Source organism: Sunxiuqinia elliptica (assembly GCF_900113005.1).
GTDB lineage: Bacteria > Bacteroidota > Bacteroidia > Bacteroidales > Prolixibacteraceae > Sunxiuqinia > Sunxiuqinia elliptica.
In genome coordinates this window covers 69962-91434 of sequence record NZ_FONW01000012.1, presented here as the reverse complement: position 1 = coordinate 91434, position 21473 = coordinate 69962, and the positions used below count along the sequence as shown (strand labels likewise).

The following is a 21473-nucleotide window of genomic DNA, read 5'->3' as shown; positions in this document are numbered from 1 at the left end:
ATATCAGCTGCAAAATTAATTTTTCTTTGCCGTAAATAGATTTTAAGGAGACTTAAAAGCCATTGTGCAGAATCATTTTATATTTTTGTTGCTTACAATAAACTGAAAACTTCTATGAGCGAGAAAATTCCAGAAAAAGAGCCGGTGGTTAAAAAGAATTTCATCCACCAAATTGTTGAAGAAGAGTTGAATGCCGGGAAGAATGATGGACGTGTGCATACCCGGTTCCCGCCCGAGCCTAACGGATATTTGCATATTGGACATGCAAAATCTATTTGCCTGAATTTTGGCACCGCTCAGAAGTACAATGGATTGACCAACTTGCGATTTGATGATACAAACCCTTCGAAAGAAGAAACAGAGTATGTTGATTCAATCAAGGAGGATGTTCATTGGCTGGGATTTGACTGGGGCGATCGCGAATTTTTTGCTTCTGATTATTTTGATAAGCTTTATGAGTTTGCAACGAAGCTGATTAAAGAAGGAAAAGCGTATGTTGATGATCAGGATGCTGAAACAATCAGTTCGCAGAAAGGAACGCCTACTCGTCCAGGACTTGAAAGTCCACACCGACAACGATCGGTAGAAGAGAACTTGGACCTATTTGTACGCATGCGCGATGGTGAGTTTAGTGATGGCGAGAAAGTATTGCGTGCTAAGATTGATATGGCATCGCCAAACATGCACATGCGTGATCCAATTTTGTATCGGATCATGAAAACCCCTCATCACCGTACCGGAGATAAATGGTGCATCTACCCGATGTATGATTTTGCCCATGGACAATGTGACTATTGGGAGGGGATTACCCATTCAATTTGTACGCTTGAGTTTGAAGTACACCGCCCGTTATATAACTGGTTCATCGATCAACTGAAAACAGATGAGTATCGTCCTCGTCAGATTGAGTTTGCCCGTTTGAACCTGACGTACACCGTTATGAGCAAGCGTAAACTGCTCGAATTGGTGAAAGACAAACATGTGTCAGGCTGGGATGATCCACGGATGCCGACCGTTTCAGGGCTACGTCGTCGTGGCTATACACCGGAATCCATTCGGAACTTTGCTGAGCGCATTGGAGTAACTAAGGTTGACGGAATGATTGATGTGGCACTTTTGGAGCACAGCGTACGCGAAGATTTAAATAAGAAAGCACAACGTGTGATGGGGGTATTGAACCCGCTAAAAGTGGTTATTACGAACTACCCTGAAGGACAGGTGGAAGAAATGGATGCCATCAACAATCCGGAGAACCCGGAGGCAGGTAAGCGTAAAGTACCATTTACTCGCGAAATTTATATTGAGCGTGAGGACTTTATGGAAGAGCCTCCTCGTAAGTTTTTCCGTTTAGGACCAGGGCGCGAGGTACGTTTGCGTTATGCCTATTTTGTTACTTGTACCGATGTGGTAAAGGATGAGCAAGGTGAGATTGTTGAGCTGCATTGTACTTACGATCCGGCCTCGAGAGGTGGAAATTCTCCGGATGGACGTAAGGTGAAAGGAACTTTGCATTGGGTTTCGGCTACCGAAAATGTTGAAGCAGAGGTGCGCCTGTATGATCGTTTGTTTTTAGATGAGGATCCGAATGGTCACAAAGATCGGGACTTCAAAGAATTCATGAACCCGAACTCGTTGACCGTGTTGGATAAATGCTACATCGAGCCATTTGTGAAAGATTCAAAAGCTTTGGATTCATTCCAGTTTGAACGTTTGGGCTATTTCAATGTTGATTCCGATTCAAAAGCAGATAAATTGGTATTTAACCGAACAGCTCAACTCCGTGATAATTGGGCAAAAAAGCAAGGAAAATAAGGAGAAATATACCAATAAAGAAGGGCGAGGCTATCTAGTCTCGCCTTTTTATTGGATATTAAAGCTCCTTACCGATGAATCACACCCATTAACCGATCACTTTTTCAGAAGAATACTTTGAGGAATTAATTTTACATCAGAAATTAATAGCTGAAAATCATGGAAAATCAACATTGTAGTCGACATGAACATAAGCGAGAAAAGAATAGCAGTGGCAGTTTTTTAGGAGTTATCCTGATTATTGTTGGTGTTCTTTGGGTATTGAAAGAAATTGGTTGGCATATTGGCTTACCTGGCTGGCACACAATTCGTGAAGCAACATCAAGCCTGATGAATATTTTTCATTTTGGGGCTTTGTCTGTTACTTGGCCAATTATTTTACTTCTTGCAGGTGTTCTTTTAATTGCTGGTCGTCGTCTGGTTGGTTTGTTGTTGATTCTGTTTGCGGTGTTTTTTATACTTCCGCATTTTATAATTCCGGGGATTCTGGCGATTATCTTTTTCCCTGTATTATTGGTTGTTTTAGGGATTATACTAATCAGTAAAATTCTTTAGAAGGGTAGGATTTTAAATGCTTAAGCAAAAAAAGAATTGCTTGAGCATGGTTTTTGAGAAGTGAATTTAACTATTTTAGAACGATTTAAAGACACAATATTATGGAGAACAAGGGGAATAAGCGGTTTTACTTAGGACTTATGCTGATTGTTATTGGAGCAGTATTGATTCTCGAGCGGTTGAACCTGCTTCCATGGAATGTAGCAGACTTGTTGATCTCGTGGCAAATGCTGCTGGTAGCGATAGGCGTTTTTTCCTTAGCAGGTGGAAATAAGACAGGAGGAACAATCTTGATTGTCATTGGAGGGTTCTTTCTTCTTCCTGAGTTAATTAGTGTTCCACATGAAGTTCGCCGTTTATATTGGCCCTTGATTTTAGTTGCCATAGGTGCAGCCTTGCTTTTTCGCCATAAAGGTTGCAAAACTCAAATTGAGCGGGGTGTTGAGGGGAAGGATTTTAACGAGTTTGATGATTTTGTGATTTTTGGAGGACGGGAAATCTTTGTGAACTCACAGAGTTTGAAGGGAGGACGTTCCACCTCAATATTTGGAGGAATTGAATATGATTTTCGGCAGGCCAAGCTAGCTCCCGAAGGTGCTTTTATTGATTCGATTGCTGTTTTTGGTGGGTGTGGCATTAAAGTTCCGTTGGACTGGGTTGTGCGTAACGAGGTGACGACCATTTTTGGAGCTTTTACCGATAAGCGAGGTGATATGTTTAACCGGGGAGCCAGCTACGATCCTTCAAAAACATTGGTCATACGAGGAATGACCATTTTCGGTGGGTTTGAGGTCAAGTATGTTTAAAAAATTGATTAGCCATGTCATGAGTCTTTAAAGTTCAAAAAATCCAACTACTCTCATACGAACGAAACTAGAAACAAGAACGATCTAAAAAGCTAAAAGAAGACAATTATAGATGAAGCATCCTTTCATCAGCAATAAAACCCTGATGCTCTATTATGGAGTATTTTGGTTGATTATTGGAATTTCCAATATTCTGATCCAGTATCTTTGGTACGGGGTCGACTTAAATATCGCTTTCCTTTATGCCTTTTCCTATTTTGGTTTATATCCGATTTTGGGGGGAAGTATCTGGTTTATTATAAAATTCAATAGTTTAGACGAAAAAGAATTCATCTGGGTGATGTTGTACCACTTTATTGGGGCGACAATTCTCAATGGAATATGGGTGTACCTGAGTTTCATCATGATTAAAATTGTGAATCCGGAACATCTGGAAGAACTTTACGAAACCTTGCCTGGGAAAATCTTTTCCGGCTATGTCATGTATGTAATCTATGTGCTGTTCTTTTATTCGATAAACTATTATCAAACCTTAAGAGAGAAGGTGAAGCGGGAAGCAGAGCTGAAATCTCTAATTCGGGAAGCAGAGCTTAGTGCGCTCAAATCCCAGATTAATCCTCACTTTCTGTTTAACAGTCTTAACTCAATTGCCTCATTGACAATAAGTGCACCTGAAAAAGCGCAGGAAATGGTGATCAACTTATCTCGTTTTATGCGCTATTCCTTGCAGCATGATCAGGATGAAACGGTCTCGTTGAAAGATGAATTAGAGAATATTAAGCTTTATTTAAGCATTGAAAAAGTCCGTTTTGGAAAAAAATTGAATCCAGTCTTTGAGATTGAGAAAAGTTGTCATAATTTTCAGATTCCAAACATGATTTTACAGCCGCTGTTCGAGAACGCAATTAAATACGGGGTTTACGAAGCTACCGATCCCGTCAGTATCAAGACCTCTTGTAAGGATGAAAGCAATCATGTGCTTATTCGTATTGAAAATGATTACGATGCAGACTCGGCTATGAATCGGGGAGAAGGAATTGGTCTTCGGAATATTCGCCAGCGGTTGGAGTTAATTTATGGTTCGGGAGATTTATTGCGAATCACCGACCAAAAAACAAGCTTTATTGTAGAACTACTACTTCCCAAAACAATACCGGTATGAAACAAGAATTAAAAGCATTAATTGTTGAAGACGAGGAGCTAGCCCGGAATCTTCTCAAATCCTATTTAAAAGGACATCCTTCGCTGACCTTAATTGGAGAGTGCGAAAATGGGTTTATAGGAGTCCAGAAAATCAATGAACTAAAGCCTGATCTGGTTTTTCTGGATATCCAAATGCCTAAAATTACAGGCTTCGAGATGTTGGAACTCTTAGAGCATAAGCCAGAAATTATCTTTACAACAGCGTACGATCAATATGCCCTGAAAGCCTTTGATTATAATGCCATCGATTATTTGCTGAAGCCCTTTTCGAAAGATCGCTTATTAAAAGCCATTGATAAAGTGCTGGAACGCATTGGAAACAACGAAAACAGCCAGGAAAAGTTGGAGCAGTTGAGTGCTTACGCTGTCAATGAGTACTTACAGCGTATTGTGGTTAAGGATCGTCATAAAATAACGATTATTCCAATCGAAAATGTACGTTATCTCGAATCGTTGGATGATTATGTGCTGATCTATACGGATGAAGGAAGACACATGAAGCAGAAGACGATGAAGTATTTTGAGTCGCATCTTAGCCCCAGTGATTTTATTCGGATTCATCGTTCTTATATTGTTCGGGTTGATTATATTGATGAAATTCAACAGTATGAGAAAGAATCTTATATGGTTATTTTGAAGGATAAGACGAAGTTGAAAGTTAGTAAAACCGGGTATAAGAAGATTAAGGAAGTTTTACATTTTTAATGATAGAAGCTGGTTCGTTTTCTTTAAAATATGGGAATAAGAAGTTATCTTAGGCAGTCCTGCTATAGTTGCAGGACTTTTTTATTTTTACGTCCCAATTGAATAGAGACAGCATCATTTAGTTGATGTCTTTGCCCATTGTTCATGAGCGTTAAGTTAGATCCAATGAGAAAAATATTGTATAGTTTGATGATTGCAATGCCATTGCAAGTGGTGGCGCAGAGTGAGGTGGCTCCCGAAGGTTATAAGATCTTTTGGTTCATAGCTATCTTAGTTGCAATTCCTTTTGCCTATTATGTTGTGTCGAAATTGTTGAAGCGGTCACAGCCGACAAAGAAAGCGAAACCAGGTTCTGTGTCAAGACGGAAGCTAAAGATTGAGTTAATTAAAGATCGGAAACTTCGTCCTCATGTATTAACCCTGAAGGTAACCAACTCAAGCAAGAAGGACATTGATTTAGCAGCACCTGTTCTTGTTTTTCGGAAGCTGTGGACCAAACGAAAATTCAAGCTAAAAGGGCTTAATCGTTATGAGATCTACCCTTTATACCTCGAGTCTGGGAAAACGCATGAACTGCGGATTGACTTGAATGTTTTTTATAATCATGATCGTAAAATCAAGCGTTTCTACTGGGCCAAGGTCAAGGTTTTTGATACGCGTGGGAAAAAGTATTCATCCGGTTATATAACTTTAAGACGAAGTTTATTCTCCTGACATGAGAGATTGGCGCTTTAATCATATCGACTTTTCAACTTACCCTTATTATGAAGGGATGGATTTGGGGGTTAGTTATTCGCCCGAAGCGTTGTTTGTGAAGGTATGGGCGCCAACGGCCAGCCAGGTTGAATTTAAATTGTATAAGCAAAGCCTTGGTGGACGGCCTGTTCGTGTCGAATCGATGATACAAGCTAATCAGGGAACATGGGAGTTAACACTGCTCGGCGATTATAAGGGATTTTATTTCACCTTCCGGGTATATGATCAAGGCTGGCTGAATGAGACCCCGGGAATTGATGCGCGAGCTGTTGGAACCAATGGCCGCAGAGGCTTGGTATTTGAGCCTCGGGATACAGATCCTGTAGATTGGAAAAATGACCATCCTTTAAATCCAGTCAACCCGGTGGATGCAATTATTTATGAATTGCACGTTCGGGATTTTTCAATCGCTCCCAGTTCGGGAATGAAGCACAAAGGAAAGTTTCTGGCATTCACAGAACCGGAGACCAAAACTGCTCAGCAGTTGGCCTCAGGAATTGATCATTTAAAAGAATTGGGAATTACCCATGTCCATTTGTTGCCTGTCTTTGATTTTCACTCTGTTGATGAGCGTAAGCCAGATGAACAATACAACTGGGGCTATGATCCCTTGAATTACAATAGTCCGGAAGGTAGTTATTCGTCCAACCCGGATACGATTGCCCGAATAAAGGAATTTAAACAGCTGGTTCAAGCACTGCATCAGACTGAAATTGGAGTGATTATGGATGTGGTATATAATCATACTGGGTATACCCGAAGGTCTTGGTTTAACCAAACCGTTCCGGGCTATTTTTACCGCCAAAAGCCTAGTGGGCAGTTTGCTAACGCAAGTGGTTGTGGCAATGAGTTTGCTTCAGAAAGAGCAATGGCCCGTAAGTACATGATTGATTCTCTTTGTTATTGGGCGAGCGAGTTTCATCTGGATGGTTTTCGCTTTGATTTGATGGGCGTACATGACTTGGAGACGATGAATTCAATTCGAAAAAGCTTGGATGAGTTGCGTCCGGGAATGTTATTGTACGGTGAAGGATGGACAGCTGATCAGAGTCCAATGGATGAAAAGTATCGAGCTGTTAAGCATCAGGTGAAACAACTGGATCGTATTGCGTGCTTTAATGACGATATGCGCGATGCCTTAAAAGGGAATAATTTCAATGGAACTAGCAAGGGGTTTGTTAACGGAAGAACCTTGAATGAGGAAGCGGTAAAATTTGGGGTGGTAGGAGCTTGCTTCCATCCGCAGATTGTTTATGATTATGTCGAGAGTTCTACGAGTGCTTGGGCTGTTGAGCCATGGCAATGTGTGAATTATGTGTCTTGTCACGATAATTTCACGCTTTTTGATAAGCTTAAACTCAGTTGCCCAGATGCAACTGATGCTGAATTGAGGAAAATGCAGAAGCTGGCAGCAGCCTTGATTTTGACCTCTCAGGGAATTCCTTTTTTACATGCAGGGAGTGAGTTTTGTCGAACAAAACAGGGAGAGTATAATTCCTATAAATCACCCGATTCCGTTAATCAGATAGACTGGGAATTGAAGGAGCAATATGCTGATGTTTACAGTTATTTTCAGAAGCTTATCCGCTTACGAAAAGAAGTCCCTGCCTTTCGAATGCAATCAGCAGGTGAGATCAGGAAGCACTTGCATTTTTCCAAGAACTACCAGCCGGGAGTGCTGGCTTATTCTATTTTAGATTTTCCGGGAACTTGGAAATCAATTCAGCTTGTGTTTAATGCACAAAGGGAAATCTTATCGGTGGAACTGGATACCCACGACTGGCAGGTGATTGCTCGTGATGATGAGATAGATACACATGGAGTGGGCGGACTGGAAAACAAGCATGTTGAAATTCCGCCATTGTCGATGATGATTCTAGTAAAAGGAGAAGTTGTACTTGACTATTGATGATTTCCCATTGACTAGTTGAATCAACCTGCTGGCGATTGGTGATTTGCTACAGCAGAACTGGAGCTTGCGTATAGAACCAAAAGTTTTGATGTTCAGGCAACATCAAACGATTTCAAATAAGTTAGAATTTCTTCTCCAACTTAAATTCACTTTAAGCTACTGTGAACTTTGAGCTTGTCAGCCACGCTAGAAAATTGCCAATAACAGGTCGATGTCTTTACTCGGAATATTGAGTTTGTTGCCAAGGTCTTTATTGGTCAGGATGCCATTGTAGATATAAACGCCTTTACGTATTCCGTTTGACTGTTTGATGTAGTTTTGCATGCCTCCGCTTTCGCCAATGGCGATAATGATGGGCGCAAGAATATTACTTAAGGCAATTGAGGCCGTTCGGGCAACAATCGATGCCATGTTATGAACACAGTAATGGACAACGCCGTGCGTTACATAGGTGGGATTCTTTAAGTTGGTTGGTTGACTAGTTTCAAAACAGCCACCCTGTGCAACATTCAAATCGATAATAACGGCTCCATCTTTCATGTCTTTAACCATTTCTTCGGATACCCGAAAATTTGTGCGGCTATTGAAAGACATGGCTCCTAAAACAACATCTGCTGATTTCAAGGCTTTCTTCAATACGTTAGGGTAGAGGACTGATGTAAATACCCGTTGTCCTAATTTGGCTTCTAACTGCTGAAGGTGAAACATATTGTCATCGAATATTTTCACAGTGGCTCCAAGGCCTAAGGCAGCTCTGGCAGCATATTCTGCGGCCGTTTTTGCACCTAAAATAACGAGTTCAGTGGGAGAGATCCCTGTAACACCACCGAGAAGAACTCCTTTCCCATTGCGTGAGTTGCTTAAATATTCGCTGGCCAATGTGATGGAAGTGGCTCCCGAAATTTGGCTCATCAATTGAACGACAGGCAGGCATTTTTCTTCGTTTTCCATGTACTCATAGGCAATGGTGGTTACCTTTTTTTTCATGAGTTTTTGAATGGTCTCCAGGCAATGGGTGCTGAGGTGCATATTCGAAATCAGGGTTTGATGGCCACGGAGCAGGTCAATTTCATCTGAATCAAATGGCGAAACACGAATGATAACATCACATTGAAAGACTTCTTCGCGTTTATCGACAACAACGGCACCAGCATCGCGATATTCTTTGTCAGAGTAGCTTGCTGCTTTTCCGGCATCCTTTTCAAGATAAATCTCGTGCCCATAGGAAACCAGTAGTTCTACAGCCTCGGGAGTAAGTGGAACCCGATATTCAATTTTTGCTGAATCGGATGGAATTCCAATGGTAATTTTCTTCCCTTTGCGGCGTATTTCCAGCATTTCTTCCTTCGGCAATAACAATGATTTGATTTCCGCTTGTTGTTCCTGGTCAGTCATTCTAAAAAAATTGGTAGTTCAATTTACGCTATAAATGTATCTTTTCAAAAAAAGGATCAGATGATATTCGCTGTGATGGTGCGCGCCGAAGAGTCTTTCACTTCTAATTTTACTTCGACGATGTTTGCGGGTAGTAAATCTTCTACATTTTCGGGCCATTCCATAAAACAGTAGTTCCCGGTATACAAGTAGTCGTCAAAGCCAAGGTCAAGTGCTTCTTCGTTATTTTTTATTCGATAAAAGTCGAAATGAAAAATCCGTTCATCTTCGCCTGTTGTGTATTCGTTTACCAACGCAAAAGTTGGACTTGTGATCGGATCGGTGGAGCCTAACTCTCGGCATAGCGCCTTAATAAAGGTTGTTTTGCCTGCCCCCATTTTACCGTAAAAAGCGAAGATGCGTTCTTGCTTGAATTGGGCTAAAAAGTTCCGGGCTGCTTCCCGGATTTCGTCAACTGAATTAATCTCGATAGAATACATGGTATAAATTTCTGATTGATGCAAATTTAAGTAATCTTCAATTTAAAAAACACAAAGGCTGATCTTTGTTGGATTTATGTTTTCGAAAAATGTATTACTTTTGATAAAAATACAATTGAAGCTATCATTATGAATCTGCCAGAGAACTTAAAGTACACAAAAGAACACGAATGGGTTCGTGTTGAAGGAGACGTTGTTTATGTCGGAGTTACCGACTTCGCTCAAGGAGAATTGGGTGACATCGTTTTTGTTGAGATAGAAACTGAAGGTGAAGATCTTCCAAAAGGAGAAACCTTTGGTACAGTAGAAGCGGTAAAAACTGTTTCTGACTTGTTTATGCCAGTCGGTGGTAAAGTCGCAGAGTTTAACACTGCTCTAGAAGATGAGCCAGAACTGATCAATAAAGATCCTTATGGTGATGGCTGGATGATTAAGATTGAAGTGGGCAATGCGGCTGAGCTGGATGAACTGATGGATGCAGCAGCTTACAAAGCCATGCTGGAAGCTTAATTTTCAGAGATTGAATTAAAAATAAATCCCATGTTAGGGGTTTGATCAATACAATAATTGAAATCCCTGTTGAAATTTTTCAACAGGGATTTTTTTGTGCAAGCAGGTGGGTTTTGAGCAAAAAAAAATCCGGTGTAAAACCGGATTTTTTTAATTGATATCTTTTCTCGTTAGAGTGATTTTGCAACTTCAACTTCGTGGAAGGCTTCGACCATATCGCCTACTTTAATGTCATTATAGCCATCAATGTTCAATCCACATTCGTAGCCTTTCAGAACTTCTTTAGCATCATCCTTAAATCGTTTCAAGGAGCCTAAGGTTCCGGTATAGATTACGATGCCATCGCGAATCAAGCGGACTTTCGAAGATCTTGCAATTTTGCCATCCCGAACGATACATCCGGCAATGGTTCCGACCTTGGTAATTTTGAAAGTCTCCAATACTTCTGCGGTACCCAAAATTTCTTCCTTGATTTCAGGAGAAAGCATCCCTTCCATTGCTGATCTTAGCTCGTTGATCGCGTCGTAAATGATCGAGTAAAGGCGAATATCTACTTCTTCTTTTTCGGCTAATTTACGAGCACCCAAGCTTGGTCGTACCTGGAATCCCACAACGATTGCATCGGAAGCGGTAGCTAGCATGATATCTGATTCAGAAATTGCACCAACAGCTTTATGGATTACATTCACCTGAATTTCTTCGGTTGACAGTTTAATCAATGAATCAGAAAGTGCTTCGATTGATCCATCCACGTCACCTTTAACAATCAAGTTCAGTTCTTGGAAGTTTCCAATAGCAATTCGACGTCCAATTTCATCCAGCGTAATATGTTTTTGAGTTCGCAAGCCTTGTTCTCGTGCTAACTGTTCACGCTTATTGGCAATTTGACGCGCTTCACGCTCATTTTCAAATACGTTGAATTTATCACCAGCCTGAGGTGCTCCATCCAGTCCTAAAATAATAACTGGTTCTGAGGGGCCTGCTGAGTCAATACGTTGGTTACGCTCATTGAACATCGCTTTGATGTGACCGTAGTATTGACCGGCCAGCACAATGTCTCCTTGGCGGAGTGTTCCGTTCTGAACCAAAACGGTTGCAACGTATCCGCGTCCTTTATCCAGTGACGATTCTACGATTGTACCACTGGCACGTTTGTCTTTATTTCCTTTAAGCTCAAGCATTTCAGCTTCAAGAACTACTTTTTCGAGCAATTCGCTAATGTTAAGTCCTTGCTTGGCTGAGATATCCTGACTTTGATATTTTCCACCCCATTCTTCAACTAGGAAGTTTAGGTTGGCAAGTCCTTCTTTAATTTTTTCAGGGTTAGCTCCGGGTTTGTCAATCTTGTTGATGGCAAATACGATTGGAACTCCTGCTGCTTGCGCGTGATTGATCGCCTCCTTGGTTTGAGGCATGATGTCATCATCAGCAGCTACAATAATAATTGCAATATCGGTAACCTGAGCACCCCGTGCACGCATCGCGGTAAACGCTTCGTGACCCGGTGTATCCAGAAAGGTTATTTTACGACCATCCTCAAGGCTTACGTGGTAAGCTCCAATGTGCTGGGTAATACCTCCAGCCTCACCGGCAATTACGTTTGCACTACGAATGTAGTCAAGCAATGAGGTTTTACCGTGGTCAACGTGCCCCATGACAGTAACAATCGGAGCCCGTGGGTGAACTTCATCGGGTTCGTCATCCTCTTCGACACCTTCCATAATGTCAGCACTTACAAATTCAACGGTGTAGCCGAATTCTTCAGCAACAATCGACATGGTTTCTGCATCGAGTCGTTGGTTGATTGATACGAAAAGCCCCAAGCTCATACAAGATGAAATAATCTCAGTAACTGAAACATCCATCATGGTTGCCAATTCTGATACAGAAACAAATTCTGTAACTTTCAAAATGCTCTTTTCTGCACTTTGCTTTTCGAATTCGGCAGCTGCTTTTTCGCTGGCTGCTTGGCGTTTATCACGACGATATTTTGCTCCTTTTGACTTCTGTTTTCCAGATGTCAAACGAGCTAAAGTATCTTTAATTTGCTTTTGTACGTCTTCCTCGCTAACCTCTTTCTTAATGATTCTGCGTTTTCCTTTTCCGCCTTGTTGTTGCATGCGGCCGCGTTGTTGACCTTGTTTCTTTTCAACGTTAACGCGAGGACTAGAATCTTTTTGGATTCGGCGACGTTTTTTCTTCGCTGCTGAATTATCATTGGAAGAACCTCCTGGGTTCTTATTGACCTCAATTTTACCAACAACATTAGGACCGGAAAGCTTATTCACATTGGTCTTAATATCTTTATCCTGGCCTTTATGTTGAGAATGCCTTTTTTGCTTTTCGCGTTCCTTGCGTTCTTCCTCTTTTTGTTTCTTGGTCTTTTTCGTAGGGCGTGTTTTTTGGTTGATTGATGATAAGTCAATCTTTCCTACGACCTTAACCTCGTCAACTTTAGGAATGTTTGTTTGAACGTCTTGAGATTCTTCTGCTTTTTTAGGAGTTTCTTCTTTTACTTTCTCCTCTTTTTTAGGCGTTACAGCCTCTGGCTTTTCCGGTTCGGCTTCTTTCGGCTTGGTAACCTCTTTTTCTTTTTCCGGCTCGACAGCTTTGGGCTTTTCAGCTTCTTGCTGTTTTAAGTCCCCTTTTTTAATAACGGTTGGTTTTCCCTCGCGTTTTTTTGGTTGAACACTCTCCAAGTCTATTTTCCCGACCACCCGTGGTTTTTCAACTTCAGGTAAGCTTTCTTTCTCTTCTTTTGGATGAGGCTTTGGCTCTGGCTTTGGTTTAGGAACTTCCTTCTTCGGAACATTCATATCCTTAATGCGCACTTCTTCCACTTCATCTTCACCGTCATTGTCATCTTGTTCCGTATCGTCAGATGCTGTTTCCGGCTGGTCCAATGAAATAGATTCATTTTTACTACGATGACTCATCAGGTTAATTTTCTCAGACTCTTTTTTCAGAGAGATGTCACTTTTATACTCTTTTTCGAGCATATGATATGCATCTTCCGAAATTTTTGAGTTCGGGTTGGAGTCAATATCGAATCCTTTTTTATGTAGAAAATCAACGATCGTAGAAATTCCAACATTAAACTCTCTTGCTACCTTACTAAGTCGCGTATTTTTTTTGCCAATTGCCATATACCCAATCTATTTTTTTCTTTTTTTAAGTTTTACGCAAAAAACTATGCAATTTTAAATCCAATTTATTTAAATCCCAATAGTTTGGTGTTAATTGTTTGGGATTACTCAAACTCAGCGCGTAAAATCTTTAATACGTGATCAATCGTCTCTTCTTCAAGATCGGTACGTTTAATCAAATCGGCACGGCTTAAACTCAACACGTTCTTTGCAGTGTCACATCCGATTGATTTTAGTAGATCCAGAATCCAGCCTTCAATTTCATCAGCAAATTCATCCAGATTTACATCTTCCTCATCTGCTTCCATTTCACGATAGACATCAATTTCGTAACCGGTAAGCTGGCTAGCCAAACGAATGTTTAAGCCTCCTTTACCAATAGCCAACGAAACTTCATCTGGTTTTAGGTAAACATCAGCGCGTTTCGAGTCTTCGTGTAATTTGATTGACGATATTTTTGCCGGATTCAATGCCCGTTGAATAAACAACTGAACATTAGCCGAATAATTGATCACATCAATATTTTCATTTCTAAGTTCACGAACGATGCCGTGAATACGAGATCCTTTCATTCCAACACATGCACCAACTGGGTCAATACGTTCGTCGTACGACTCAACTGCAACTTTGGCACGCTCTCCTGGAACCCGAACAATCTTTTTAATGGTAATCAAACCATCAAAAATCTCAGGAACCTCAAGCTCGAATAAGCGCTCAAGGAATACTGGAGATGTTCTGGAAAGGATAATCAGTGGGTTGTTGTTTCTTAACTCTACTTTGTAAACCACCGCCCGGAGGTTATCTCCTTTACGGAAATAGTCGGAAGGGATTTGCTCGGTTTTTGGAAGAATCAACTCGTTGCCTTCGTCATCCAAAACAAGGATTTCTTTTTTCCATACCTGGTAAACTTCGCCGGTAACAATGTCGCCAATCTTACCTTTATATTTGCCGTAAATGTGGTCTTTTTCAAGTTCCAAAATCCGGCTGGCCAAGTTCTGACGCAGGTTTAGAATTGCACGGCGACCGAAGTCCTGAAGTTTTACTTCATCCGTAACTTCTTCACCTACCTCGTAGTCATTGTCAATTTTCTTGGCTTCTGTCAACGTAATTTGCGTGTTCGGATCTTCAATTGCATCATCCTCTACGACTTCACGGTTCCGCCAAATTTCAAAGTCACCCTTGTCAATATTTATAATGATGTCGAAATTTTCATCTGTCCCGTATGATTTTTGCAAAACATTGCGGAAAACGTCTTCAAGAACGCTCATCATCGTGACCCGATCAATATTTTTCAGGTCTTTAAATTCAGAAAAGGTATCGATAAGATTAATTGTATCCATCTTGCCCTCGTTTTAGAATTTTATAATGTTTTTTACTGTTTTAGCTTCGTCAAACGCTATACGGTAAGTACGCGTAATAAGTTGCTTTTTTTTATGTCCTTCCACCCTTTCACGTTTGGATGTTTCCAATTCAAAGCCATCTTGGTCGACTGATTTCAGTATTCCTTCCAGCTTTTCGCCGGTACTTAAAACGACTTCCATCTCCTTGCCGGTATTTTTTACAAATTGACGATGGATCTTCAAGGGCTGTCCTAATCCTGCCGAAGAAACTTGTAATTCAAAATCTTCTTCTTCACGGTCAAGGTTTCCTTCGACCAAACGGCTAATGCGCACACAATGATCAATGGTGATTCCGTTCTCGCCATCCAAGGTAACCATGATTTGGTTGCTTGGTGTTATTTCAAAATCGACGATGAACTGATCGTCAGTTAATTCGTCTTCAATGAGTTGTGCGATTTTCTCTTTGTCAATCATAAATTTCGACTAATAAAACAGGGGACTTTGGGTCCCCTGCAAACGGTCTTTCTTCCAATTGTCAGCGCAAAATTAGCAAAATGAATTCAATTCTCAAAATGTGGAAGTTCATGATCATCAGTTGATAGGTAAAGGCGAGGCGGGATTTTGACAGATTGGTCGTCGAAGGGGTAATCAATGAGGAGCTAACGAAGGGGTAATGCATTTTTCTATTCGTGGGAAAGAGTTTGCTCAAAGCGAAGGCAAAGGTCTCAGAATGCCTGTGTGAGGCTGGTTTTAGAGTCGGAACCTATTTTTAGCAGAACTCGTCTGAGGGGAGTTAGAGGCTGATTTTTAACTGGACTAGAGGTAGTTGGTTTAGGTGGTGTGAAAAAATTCTTACTTTTGTTGATTATGCATTTTTAAAAGATCGCTTTTGGGCTTGAAAACAAATAAGAAAAAGATAATCAACGATCCGGTTTTTGGGTTTATCACAATCCAGTCTGAATTCCTCTATGATTTAATAGAACACCCGTTTTTGCAGCGTTTGAGGCGCATTAAACAGCTGGGGCTTTCCTATATCGTGTTTCCGGGAGTAAATCACACGCGGTTCGAACATGCCATTGGGGCTGTTCATTTAATGCAGTCGGCAATAGCGAGTTTGCGGATGAAAGATGTGGAGATTACGGAGCAGGAAGAAGAGGCTGTAACTTGTGCTATATTGTTGCACGATATTGGCCATGGTCCTTTTTCCCATGCATTGGAGCATTCGCTGGTCGAAGGAATTTCTCATGAGCACATTTCGTTGATGTTAATGGAAGAGCTTAATCGGCAGTTTAAGGGAAAACTTGATCGAGCGATTCAAATTTTTAAGAATGAGTATCCCAAAAAATTTCTGCATCAATTGGTCGCTAGTCAGTTGGATGTGGATCGACTGGATTATTTGCGAAGAGACAGTTTCTTCTCGGGCGTAACCGAAGGAACAATTGGATCTGACCGCATTATTAAGATGTTAAATGTCCGAAACGATGGTCTGGTGGTTGAGTATAAGGGAATTTATTCTATCGAGAAGTTCTTAATATCCCGGCGGCTGATGTATTGGCAGGTTTACTTGCATAAAACGGTGCTATCTGCCGAAAACATGTTGGTTAACGTTTTGCGTCGAGCCAAGGAATTAATGATGAACGGGGAGGAGCTTTTTGCGACCCCGGCACTTGCCGTATTTCTGAAGCACCATATAACACTAGATTGTTTCTTGAAGCAGTCGTTTGCAGAGAAGAAAAACCTGTTGGAGTTGTTTGTAGAATTGGATGACAATGATCTAATTTCGGCAATGAAGCAATGGCAGTATCACGAAGATAACATATTGGCCTACTTGGCAGGGGCTGTGATCAATCGGAAACTTTTTCGGATAAAAATCAAAAACTCAACGTTCCCAGCTCAACGAATTCAGCGAATGGAGGAGGAGATTATGTCTCGTTGGGGGGTGAGCCGGGATAAGCTTGATTATTTCTTGATTCGTGGTTCAATAACGAATAATGCTTACGCTGCAGGAAGCGATAAAATCAATATTTTGATGAAGAATGGAAAGGTAAAAGAGATAAACGAAGCATCAGATATTAACCTTTCTAGCCTGTCGCAAACGGTAAGGAAATATTTTGTGTGTTATCCGAAAGAATTGGACATTAAGTAATTTAAACCTATTTTTGCAGCGCGCCAAGAAAAAAATTATGGAATTTAAAGCAACGAACATCGCTGAGTTTCTGCATGGAACGGTAGAGGGCGATGAGAATGTAAGCGTAAACAATGTATCCAAAATTGAGGATGGAAAAACAGGAACGCTGGCTTTTTTAGCCAATCCAAAATACGAAAGATACATTTATGAAACAGAGGCCTCGATTGTATTGGTCAGAAAAGATTTTGAACCAGAACATGAGGTCAAAGCAACGCTTATCCGGGTCGATGATCCGTACGAGGCATTTGCCTCTTTGTTAGAATTGTATGAGCAAGCTCGTCAAATGAAGAGTGGTATTGAACAACCTTCATTCATTGATGATTCAGCAACGGTTGGAGAATCTGTTTATTTTGGAGCTTTTGCCTACCTCGGGGCTAATTCTAGCCTAGGAAACAACGTTAAAATTTATCCACAAACATATATTGGTTCAGGAGTGATAATTGGGAATAATACCATTATTTATGCCGGAGCTAAAATTTACGATGGAACTGTAATTGGAGACAACTGCATTATTCATGCGGGAGCTGTGATTGGTTCTGATGGTTTTGGATTTGCACCAATGGCTGATGGTTCTTACAAGAAGATTCCTCAAGTTGGGAATGTTATTCTTGAAGATGATGTTGAAATCGGAGCCAATACCACAATTGACTGCTCTACCATGGGATCAACAGTCATTCGTAAAGGGGCAAAACTGGACAATTTGATTCAGATCGCTCACAATTGCGAGGTTGGAGAAAACACCGTGATGGCTGCGTTGGTTGGAATTGCCGGATCAACAAAAGTTGGTAAGAATTGTATGTTTGGAGGGCAAGTTGGAATTGCCGGACACCTCACTGTTGGCGACAATGTTAAAATTGGAGCAATGGCAGGTGTCTCTAATAGTATTAAGGCAGGTCGGACCGTGCTGGGAGCACCGGCTATGGATCACGATAAAGCGTTGAAAACATACGTAGTATACAGACGTCTTCCGCAGATGCGTGAACAGTTGCTTGCTCTGCAAAAGGAAGTTGAAGAACTCAAATCGAAGTTGAACGAAGAATAAGTCTCAGAAAACGACTTGGAAATGACAGTGAAGCAAAGAACACTAGCCCGCGAGTTTTCACTAAGCGGCAAAGGACTACATACGGGAGTTTTGGTTAATATGACCTTTAAGCCAGCTCCTGAAAATCATGGTTTTAAGTTTAAACGTGTCGACCTGGAGGGGCAGCCAGTATTGGATGCTGACGCTAGTTTAGTGATCGACACCTCGAGAGGTACGGTCATTGGTAAGGATGATATACGCTTAAGCACAATTGAGCATGCCTTAGCTGCCTTAACAGGAATGGATCTGGATAATGTGCTGATTGAAGTGGATAACCAAGAGGTTCCTATTCTGGATGGAAGTTCAAAACTTTTTGTGGAGGCTATTGAGAAAGCCGGTGTTGTAGAGCAGGAGGCAGAACGGAAGTATCTTGAGATTACCCGGAAAATGGTTTATAAAGATCCGGAAACAGGATCTGAAATTATCGCATTGCCGGACAGTGAATACAACTTAAACGTAATGATTGCCTTCAATTCAAGTGTGCTGAACAATCAGTTTGCTGTATTGGAGAATCTGGAGGCATTTAAAACGGAGATTGCTTCATGCCGAACGTTTGTTTTTGTTCGTGAACTGGAGTTTTTGCTGCAAAACAATTTGGTGAAGGGGGGAGACTTGGATAATGCCATCGTGATTATGGATAAGGAAATTAGTCAGGACGAACTGGATCGTCTGGCCGACCTGTTTAATCACGAGCATGTTGAGGTGAAAAAGGAGCAAGGAATCCTGAATAACCTTGAGTTGCAGTTTGAAAACGAATGTGCTCGTCATAAATTATTAGATGTCGTTGGTGATTTGAGTTTGGCCGGACGTCGCATTAAAGGACGTATTATTGCAACCAAACCAGGGCATAAGGCAAATACCGAATTTGCGAAGCTGCTGAAAAAGGAGATTCGTAAGCAGGACGCTTGTAGTGTGATTCCATGCTATGATCCGGCACAAAAACCATTGATGTGTATCAATGAAATCCGGTCATTTTTGCCACACCGTTTCCCATTTTTGCTGGTCGATAAGGTGATCGAAATAAAAGACAACTACATTGTTGGAGTTAAGAATGTGACCGTCAATGAACCTTTCTTTCAGGGACATTTCCCGGAAGAGCCCGTTATGCCAGGTGTGCTTTTGATTGAAGCGATGGCACAGTGTGGTGGATTGTACGTGTTGCAAGACAAAGAAGATAAATACTCAACCTATTTCATACGTATTGATAATGTTAAATTTCGCCGGAAAGTTGTTCCAGGTGATACATTGATCTTCCGGATGGAGTTAATTTCGCCCATCCGAAGAGGTATTGCAAATATGAAAGGTCTGTGTTACGTTGGTGATACCGTAGTTGCGGAGGGAGACTTTATGGCACAGATCGTTAAAGCGTAAATATAATTACTGAAAACAATTATAGCATGAAACAACCGTTAGCTTACGTACATTCTGAATCACAGGTAGCAGACAATGTGGTGATCGAGCCTTTTGTTACCATTGATAAGGATGTCATTATCGGGGAAGGTACTCGTATTGGTTCAAATGTAACCATTATGCCCGGAACCCGGATTGGTAAAAACTGCCGCATCTTCCCCGGAGCAGTTATTGGTGCAGTCCCACAGGACTTGAAGTTTAAAGGTGAATACACCACTGTGGAGATTGGAGATAATACGACCATTAGGGAGTTTGTCACCATTAACAGAGGAACGGCTGCGAGAGGAAAAACAGTTGTGGGTAGCAACTGCTTGATTATGGCCTATGTACATATCGCGCATGATTGTCTTGTAGGGAGTAATGTGATTTTGGTGAACAGTACCCAATTGGCCGGAGAAGTGGTCGTTGACGACTGGGCAATTATTGGAGGAATGACTGCGATTCACCAGTTCTGTCATATTGGATCGCATGTAATGATCTCAGGAGGTTCGTTGGTTCGTAAAGATGTTCCACCATTTATCAAAGCAGGACGTGAACCACTTTCTTATGTTGGAATTAACTCAATTGGCTTAAGAAGACGAAGCTACAATAATGATAAAATCCGTGAGGTTCAGGAGATTTATCGCTACATCTACCAAAAAGGGTTGAATACGGCTCAGGCTGTCGAAATCATTGAGGCTGAGATGTCGGCAACTCCAGAGCGTGACGAAATCTTATTGTTTGTGAAAGACTCTAAACGAGGAATTATTCGGGGGTACTTCCCAGATTAATTCAATTAAGATATTGAAGAATGAACCCAGCTAGTTTAGCTGGGTTTTTTTATGTCTTTTTTGAATGTGGTAACTTGTATTTTCGAAGTTTGTTACGGTGTCAAAACGCCTCGCAATAGTTTAATTGAAGAACCGTTTTTCCTCAATGACTTGTGACCCTATCCTCTCTCTTCCGGTTTTCTGCCAGGAAGGCTGATCAACTTCAAGTTAAAAGGTCTGCCGTAAGCTTATTCAGATTCTTTGGCTATTGGATTCCATCCTTGTGCTTGCAGTGGGATTGCTGAGCCTGCCGCAGTAATGAGCTGGCTTCCGTCCGCTTCTGCAGTGATGTGTCCAATGACGGTAATATCTGGATCATTTTTGATTTTATCATGATCAGAAAGAGGAATCGTAAATAACAACTCATAATCTTCGCCGCCATTCAATGCTGCAACCAGCGGGTTGATGCTAAGCTCTTCTGCAAACTGCTTGGTTTGGAAATCCATCGGGATTTTTTCTTCATAAACCGCACAGCCAACCTTTGAGTTTTTACAAATATGCATGAGTTCAGACGAAAGCCCATCCGAAATATCAATCATGGAAGTCGGCTTTACATTAAGCTGTTTGAGTGCTTGCATAATGTCTCCACGCGCTTCAGGCTTGAGCTGACGTTCTAAGATATAGTCGTACCCTTCCAGTTTGGGCTGTTCTTTCGGGTTTACTTTGAATACTGCATTTTCGCGCTCAAGAAGCTGCAAGCCCATGTAGGCACCTCCCAAGTCACCGGAAACACAAATTAAATCATTTGGCTGTGCTCCACTTCGGTATACTAAATCTTCTTTGGGGGCTTCGCCAATAGCGGTAACGCTGATGGTTAATCCAGTCATTGAACTGGTGGTGTCACCACCAATAAGGTCAACGCCATACTGTTCACATGCCAAATGAATTCCTTCATACAACTCATCGATGGCTTCGACTGAAAACTTGCTGGAAACAGCAATGGAAACAGTGATTTGACGAGGCTGTGCATTCATGGCAAAAACATCTGATAAGTTGACCACAACAGCTTTATAGCCCAGATGTTTCAAAGGAACATACATCAGGTTGAAGTGAATTCCTTCAGTGAGCATGTCGGTGGTGACAACTACATGGTTTTTGTCAAAATTCAGGACCGCAGCATCATCCCCAACTCCTTTAACGGTACTTTCGTGTTGAAGTCTAATTTGTTGGGTTAGCCGATCAATAAGACCAAATTCTCCCAATGTTGATAGCGCTGTTTGTTTTTTTGTATTATCCATGTTTTAAATATCAGACCTTAAGGTGTGTTTTAATTGTTTTCGGCTGCAAAAATAGCTTAACTTCCTTATCTTTGCAATTATTTTTAAACAGTCTATTTTAAAGTTTGTTATAACAAGCGGTAAAAGAA

The 21473-nt window shown here is 41.2% G+C and carries 18 protein-coding genes; 12 read left to right on the top strand and 6 right to left on the bottom strand.

The genetic code is table 11. From position 1 onward, the window contains the following. The first annotated feature begins 114 nt into the window (after nt 1–114). The 7 genes from BM156_RS17595 (at nt 115) to pulA (ending at nt 7746) form a co-directional block, all read left to right on the top strand. Nucleotides 115–1812, top strand: a complete 1698-nt coding sequence (locus BM156_RS17595) for a glutamine--tRNA ligase/YqeY domain fusion protein (RefSeq protein ID WP_093921217.1) — start codon at nt 115–117, stop codon at nt 1810–1812. A 159-nt stretch (nt 1813–1971) separates the two neighbouring features. Further along, nucleotides 1972–2367, top strand: a complete 396-nt coding sequence (locus BM156_RS17590; protein ID WP_093921216.1) for a hypothetical protein — start codon at nt 1972–1974, stop codon at nt 2365–2367. Between the two features lie 101 nt (nt 2368–2468). After that, nucleotides 2469–3173 carry a LiaF transmembrane domain-containing protein gene (locus BM156_RS17585; RefSeq protein ID WP_093921215.1) on the top strand — a complete coding sequence of 235 codons (705 nt, stop codon included), beginning with the start codon at nt 2469–2471 and terminating at the stop codon, nt 3171–3173. Between the two features lie 112 nt (nt 3174–3285). Then, the gene (locus tag BM156_RS17580) at nt 3286–4335 is read left to right on the top strand and encodes a sensor histidine kinase (protein ID WP_093921214.1); all 1050 of its coding nucleotides are present in this window, start codon (nt 3286–3288) and stop codon (nt 4333–4335) included. Then, nucleotides 4332–5081 carry a LytR/AlgR family response regulator transcription factor gene (locus BM156_RS17575; protein WP_093921213.1) on the top strand — a complete coding sequence of 250 codons (750 nt, stop codon included), beginning with the start codon at nt 4332–4334 and terminating at the stop codon, nt 5079–5081. Before BM156_RS17580 ends, BM156_RS17575 begins: the two co-directional genes overlap by 4 nt. Nucleotides 5082–5246: 165 nt before the next feature. Further along, nucleotides 5247–5795 (top strand): hypothetical protein, encoded by a 549-nt coding sequence (locus BM156_RS17570; RefSeq protein WP_139218325.1) that lies wholly within the window; start codon nt 5247–5249, stop codon nt 5793–5795. 1 nt (nt 5796) lies between these two features. Next, a complete protein-coding gene (gene pulA, locus BM156_RS17565; RefSeq protein ID WP_093921211.1) occupies nt 5797–7746 on the top strand; it encodes a type I pullulanase in 1950 nt (649 codons plus the stop codon). Between the two features lie 189 nt (nt 7747–7935). On the opposite strand, the gene BM156_RS17560 is transcribed toward pulA, so the two are convergent. Both BM156_RS17560 and tsaE read right to left on the bottom strand, forming a co-directional pair. Further along, nucleotides 7936–9144: an alanine dehydrogenase gene (locus BM156_RS17560; RefSeq protein ID WP_093921210.1), complete on the bottom strand. Its 1209-nt coding sequence runs from the start codon at nt 9142–9144 to the stop codon at nt 7936–7938. Nucleotides 9145–9200: 56 nt separating this feature from the next. Then, nucleotides 9201–9647, bottom strand: coding sequence for a tRNA (adenosine(37)-N6)-threonylcarbamoyltransferase complex ATPase subunit type 1 TsaE (gene tsaE, locus BM156_RS17555; RefSeq protein ID WP_244525758.1), 447 nt, complete (start codon nt 9645–9647; stop codon nt 9201–9203). 105 nt (nt 9648–9752) lie between these two features. Here tsaE and gcvH point away from each other — a divergent pair, with 105 nt between their 5' ends. Next, nucleotides 9753–10133, top strand: coding sequence for a glycine cleavage system protein GcvH (gcvH, locus tag BM156_RS17550; protein ID WP_093921209.1), 381 nt, complete (start codon nt 9753–9755; stop codon nt 10131–10133). Between the two features lie 170 nt (nt 10134–10303). Here gcvH and infB read toward each other — a convergent pair whose 3' ends face one another. The 3 genes from infB to rimP all read right to left on the bottom strand — a co-directional run bounded on the left by infB (nt 10304) and on the right by rimP (nt 15093). Then, nucleotides 10304–13279 (bottom strand): translation initiation factor IF-2, encoded by a 2976-nt coding sequence (gene infB, locus BM156_RS17545; protein WP_093921208.1) that lies wholly within the window; start codon nt 13277–13279, stop codon nt 10304–10306. A 104-nt stretch (nt 13280–13383) separates the two neighbouring features. Next, on the bottom strand, nt 13384–14619 hold the full coding sequence (gene nusA, locus BM156_RS17540) for a transcription termination factor NusA (protein WP_093921207.1): 1236 nt from the start codon (nt 14617–14619) through the stop codon (nt 13384–13386). A gap of 12 nt (nt 14620–14631) precedes the next feature. Then, entirely contained in the window at nt 14632–15093 is a 462-nt protein-coding gene (gene rimP, locus BM156_RS17535; protein ID WP_093921206.1) for a ribosome assembly cofactor RimP, read from the bottom strand. Nucleotides 15094–15514: 421 nt separating this feature from the next. Here rimP and BM156_RS17530 point away from each other — a divergent pair, with 421 nt between their 5' ends. The 4 genes from BM156_RS17530 to lpxA are packed head-to-tail and all read left to right on the top strand — an operon-like array spanning nt 15515 to nt 20068. Then, nucleotides 15515–16765 (top strand): HD domain-containing protein, encoded by a 1251-nt coding sequence (locus BM156_RS17530; protein ID WP_093921256.1) that lies wholly within the window; start codon nt 15515–15517, stop codon nt 16763–16765. Between the two features lie 37 nt (nt 16766–16802). After that, nucleotides 16803–17849, top strand: a complete 1047-nt coding sequence (gene lpxD / locus BM156_RS17525) for a UDP-3-O-(3-hydroxymyristoyl)glucosamine N-acyltransferase (RefSeq protein WP_093921205.1) — start codon at nt 16803–16805, stop codon at nt 17847–17849. Between the two features lie 21 nt (nt 17850–17870). Further along, nucleotides 17871–19259: a bifunctional UDP-3-O-[3-hydroxymyristoyl] N-acetylglucosamine deacetylase/3-hydroxyacyl-ACP dehydratase gene (locus BM156_RS17520; RefSeq protein WP_093921204.1), complete on the top strand. Its 1389-nt coding sequence runs from the start codon at nt 17871–17873 to the stop codon at nt 19257–19259. Nucleotides 19260–19285: 26 nt separating this feature from the next. Next, nucleotides 19286–20068, top strand: a complete 783-nt coding sequence (lpxA, locus tag BM156_RS17515) for an acyl-ACP--UDP-N-acetylglucosamine O-acyltransferase (protein WP_093921203.1) — start codon at nt 19286–19288, stop codon at nt 20066–20068. 227 nt (nt 20069–20295) lie between these two features. Here lpxA and thiL read toward each other — a convergent pair whose 3' ends face one another. Further along, nucleotides 20296–21345 (bottom strand): thiamine-phosphate kinase, encoded by a 1050-nt coding sequence (thiL, locus tag BM156_RS17510; protein WP_093921202.1) that lies wholly within the window; start codon nt 21343–21345, stop codon nt 20296–20298. Nucleotides 21346–21473: the final 128 nt, after the last annotated feature.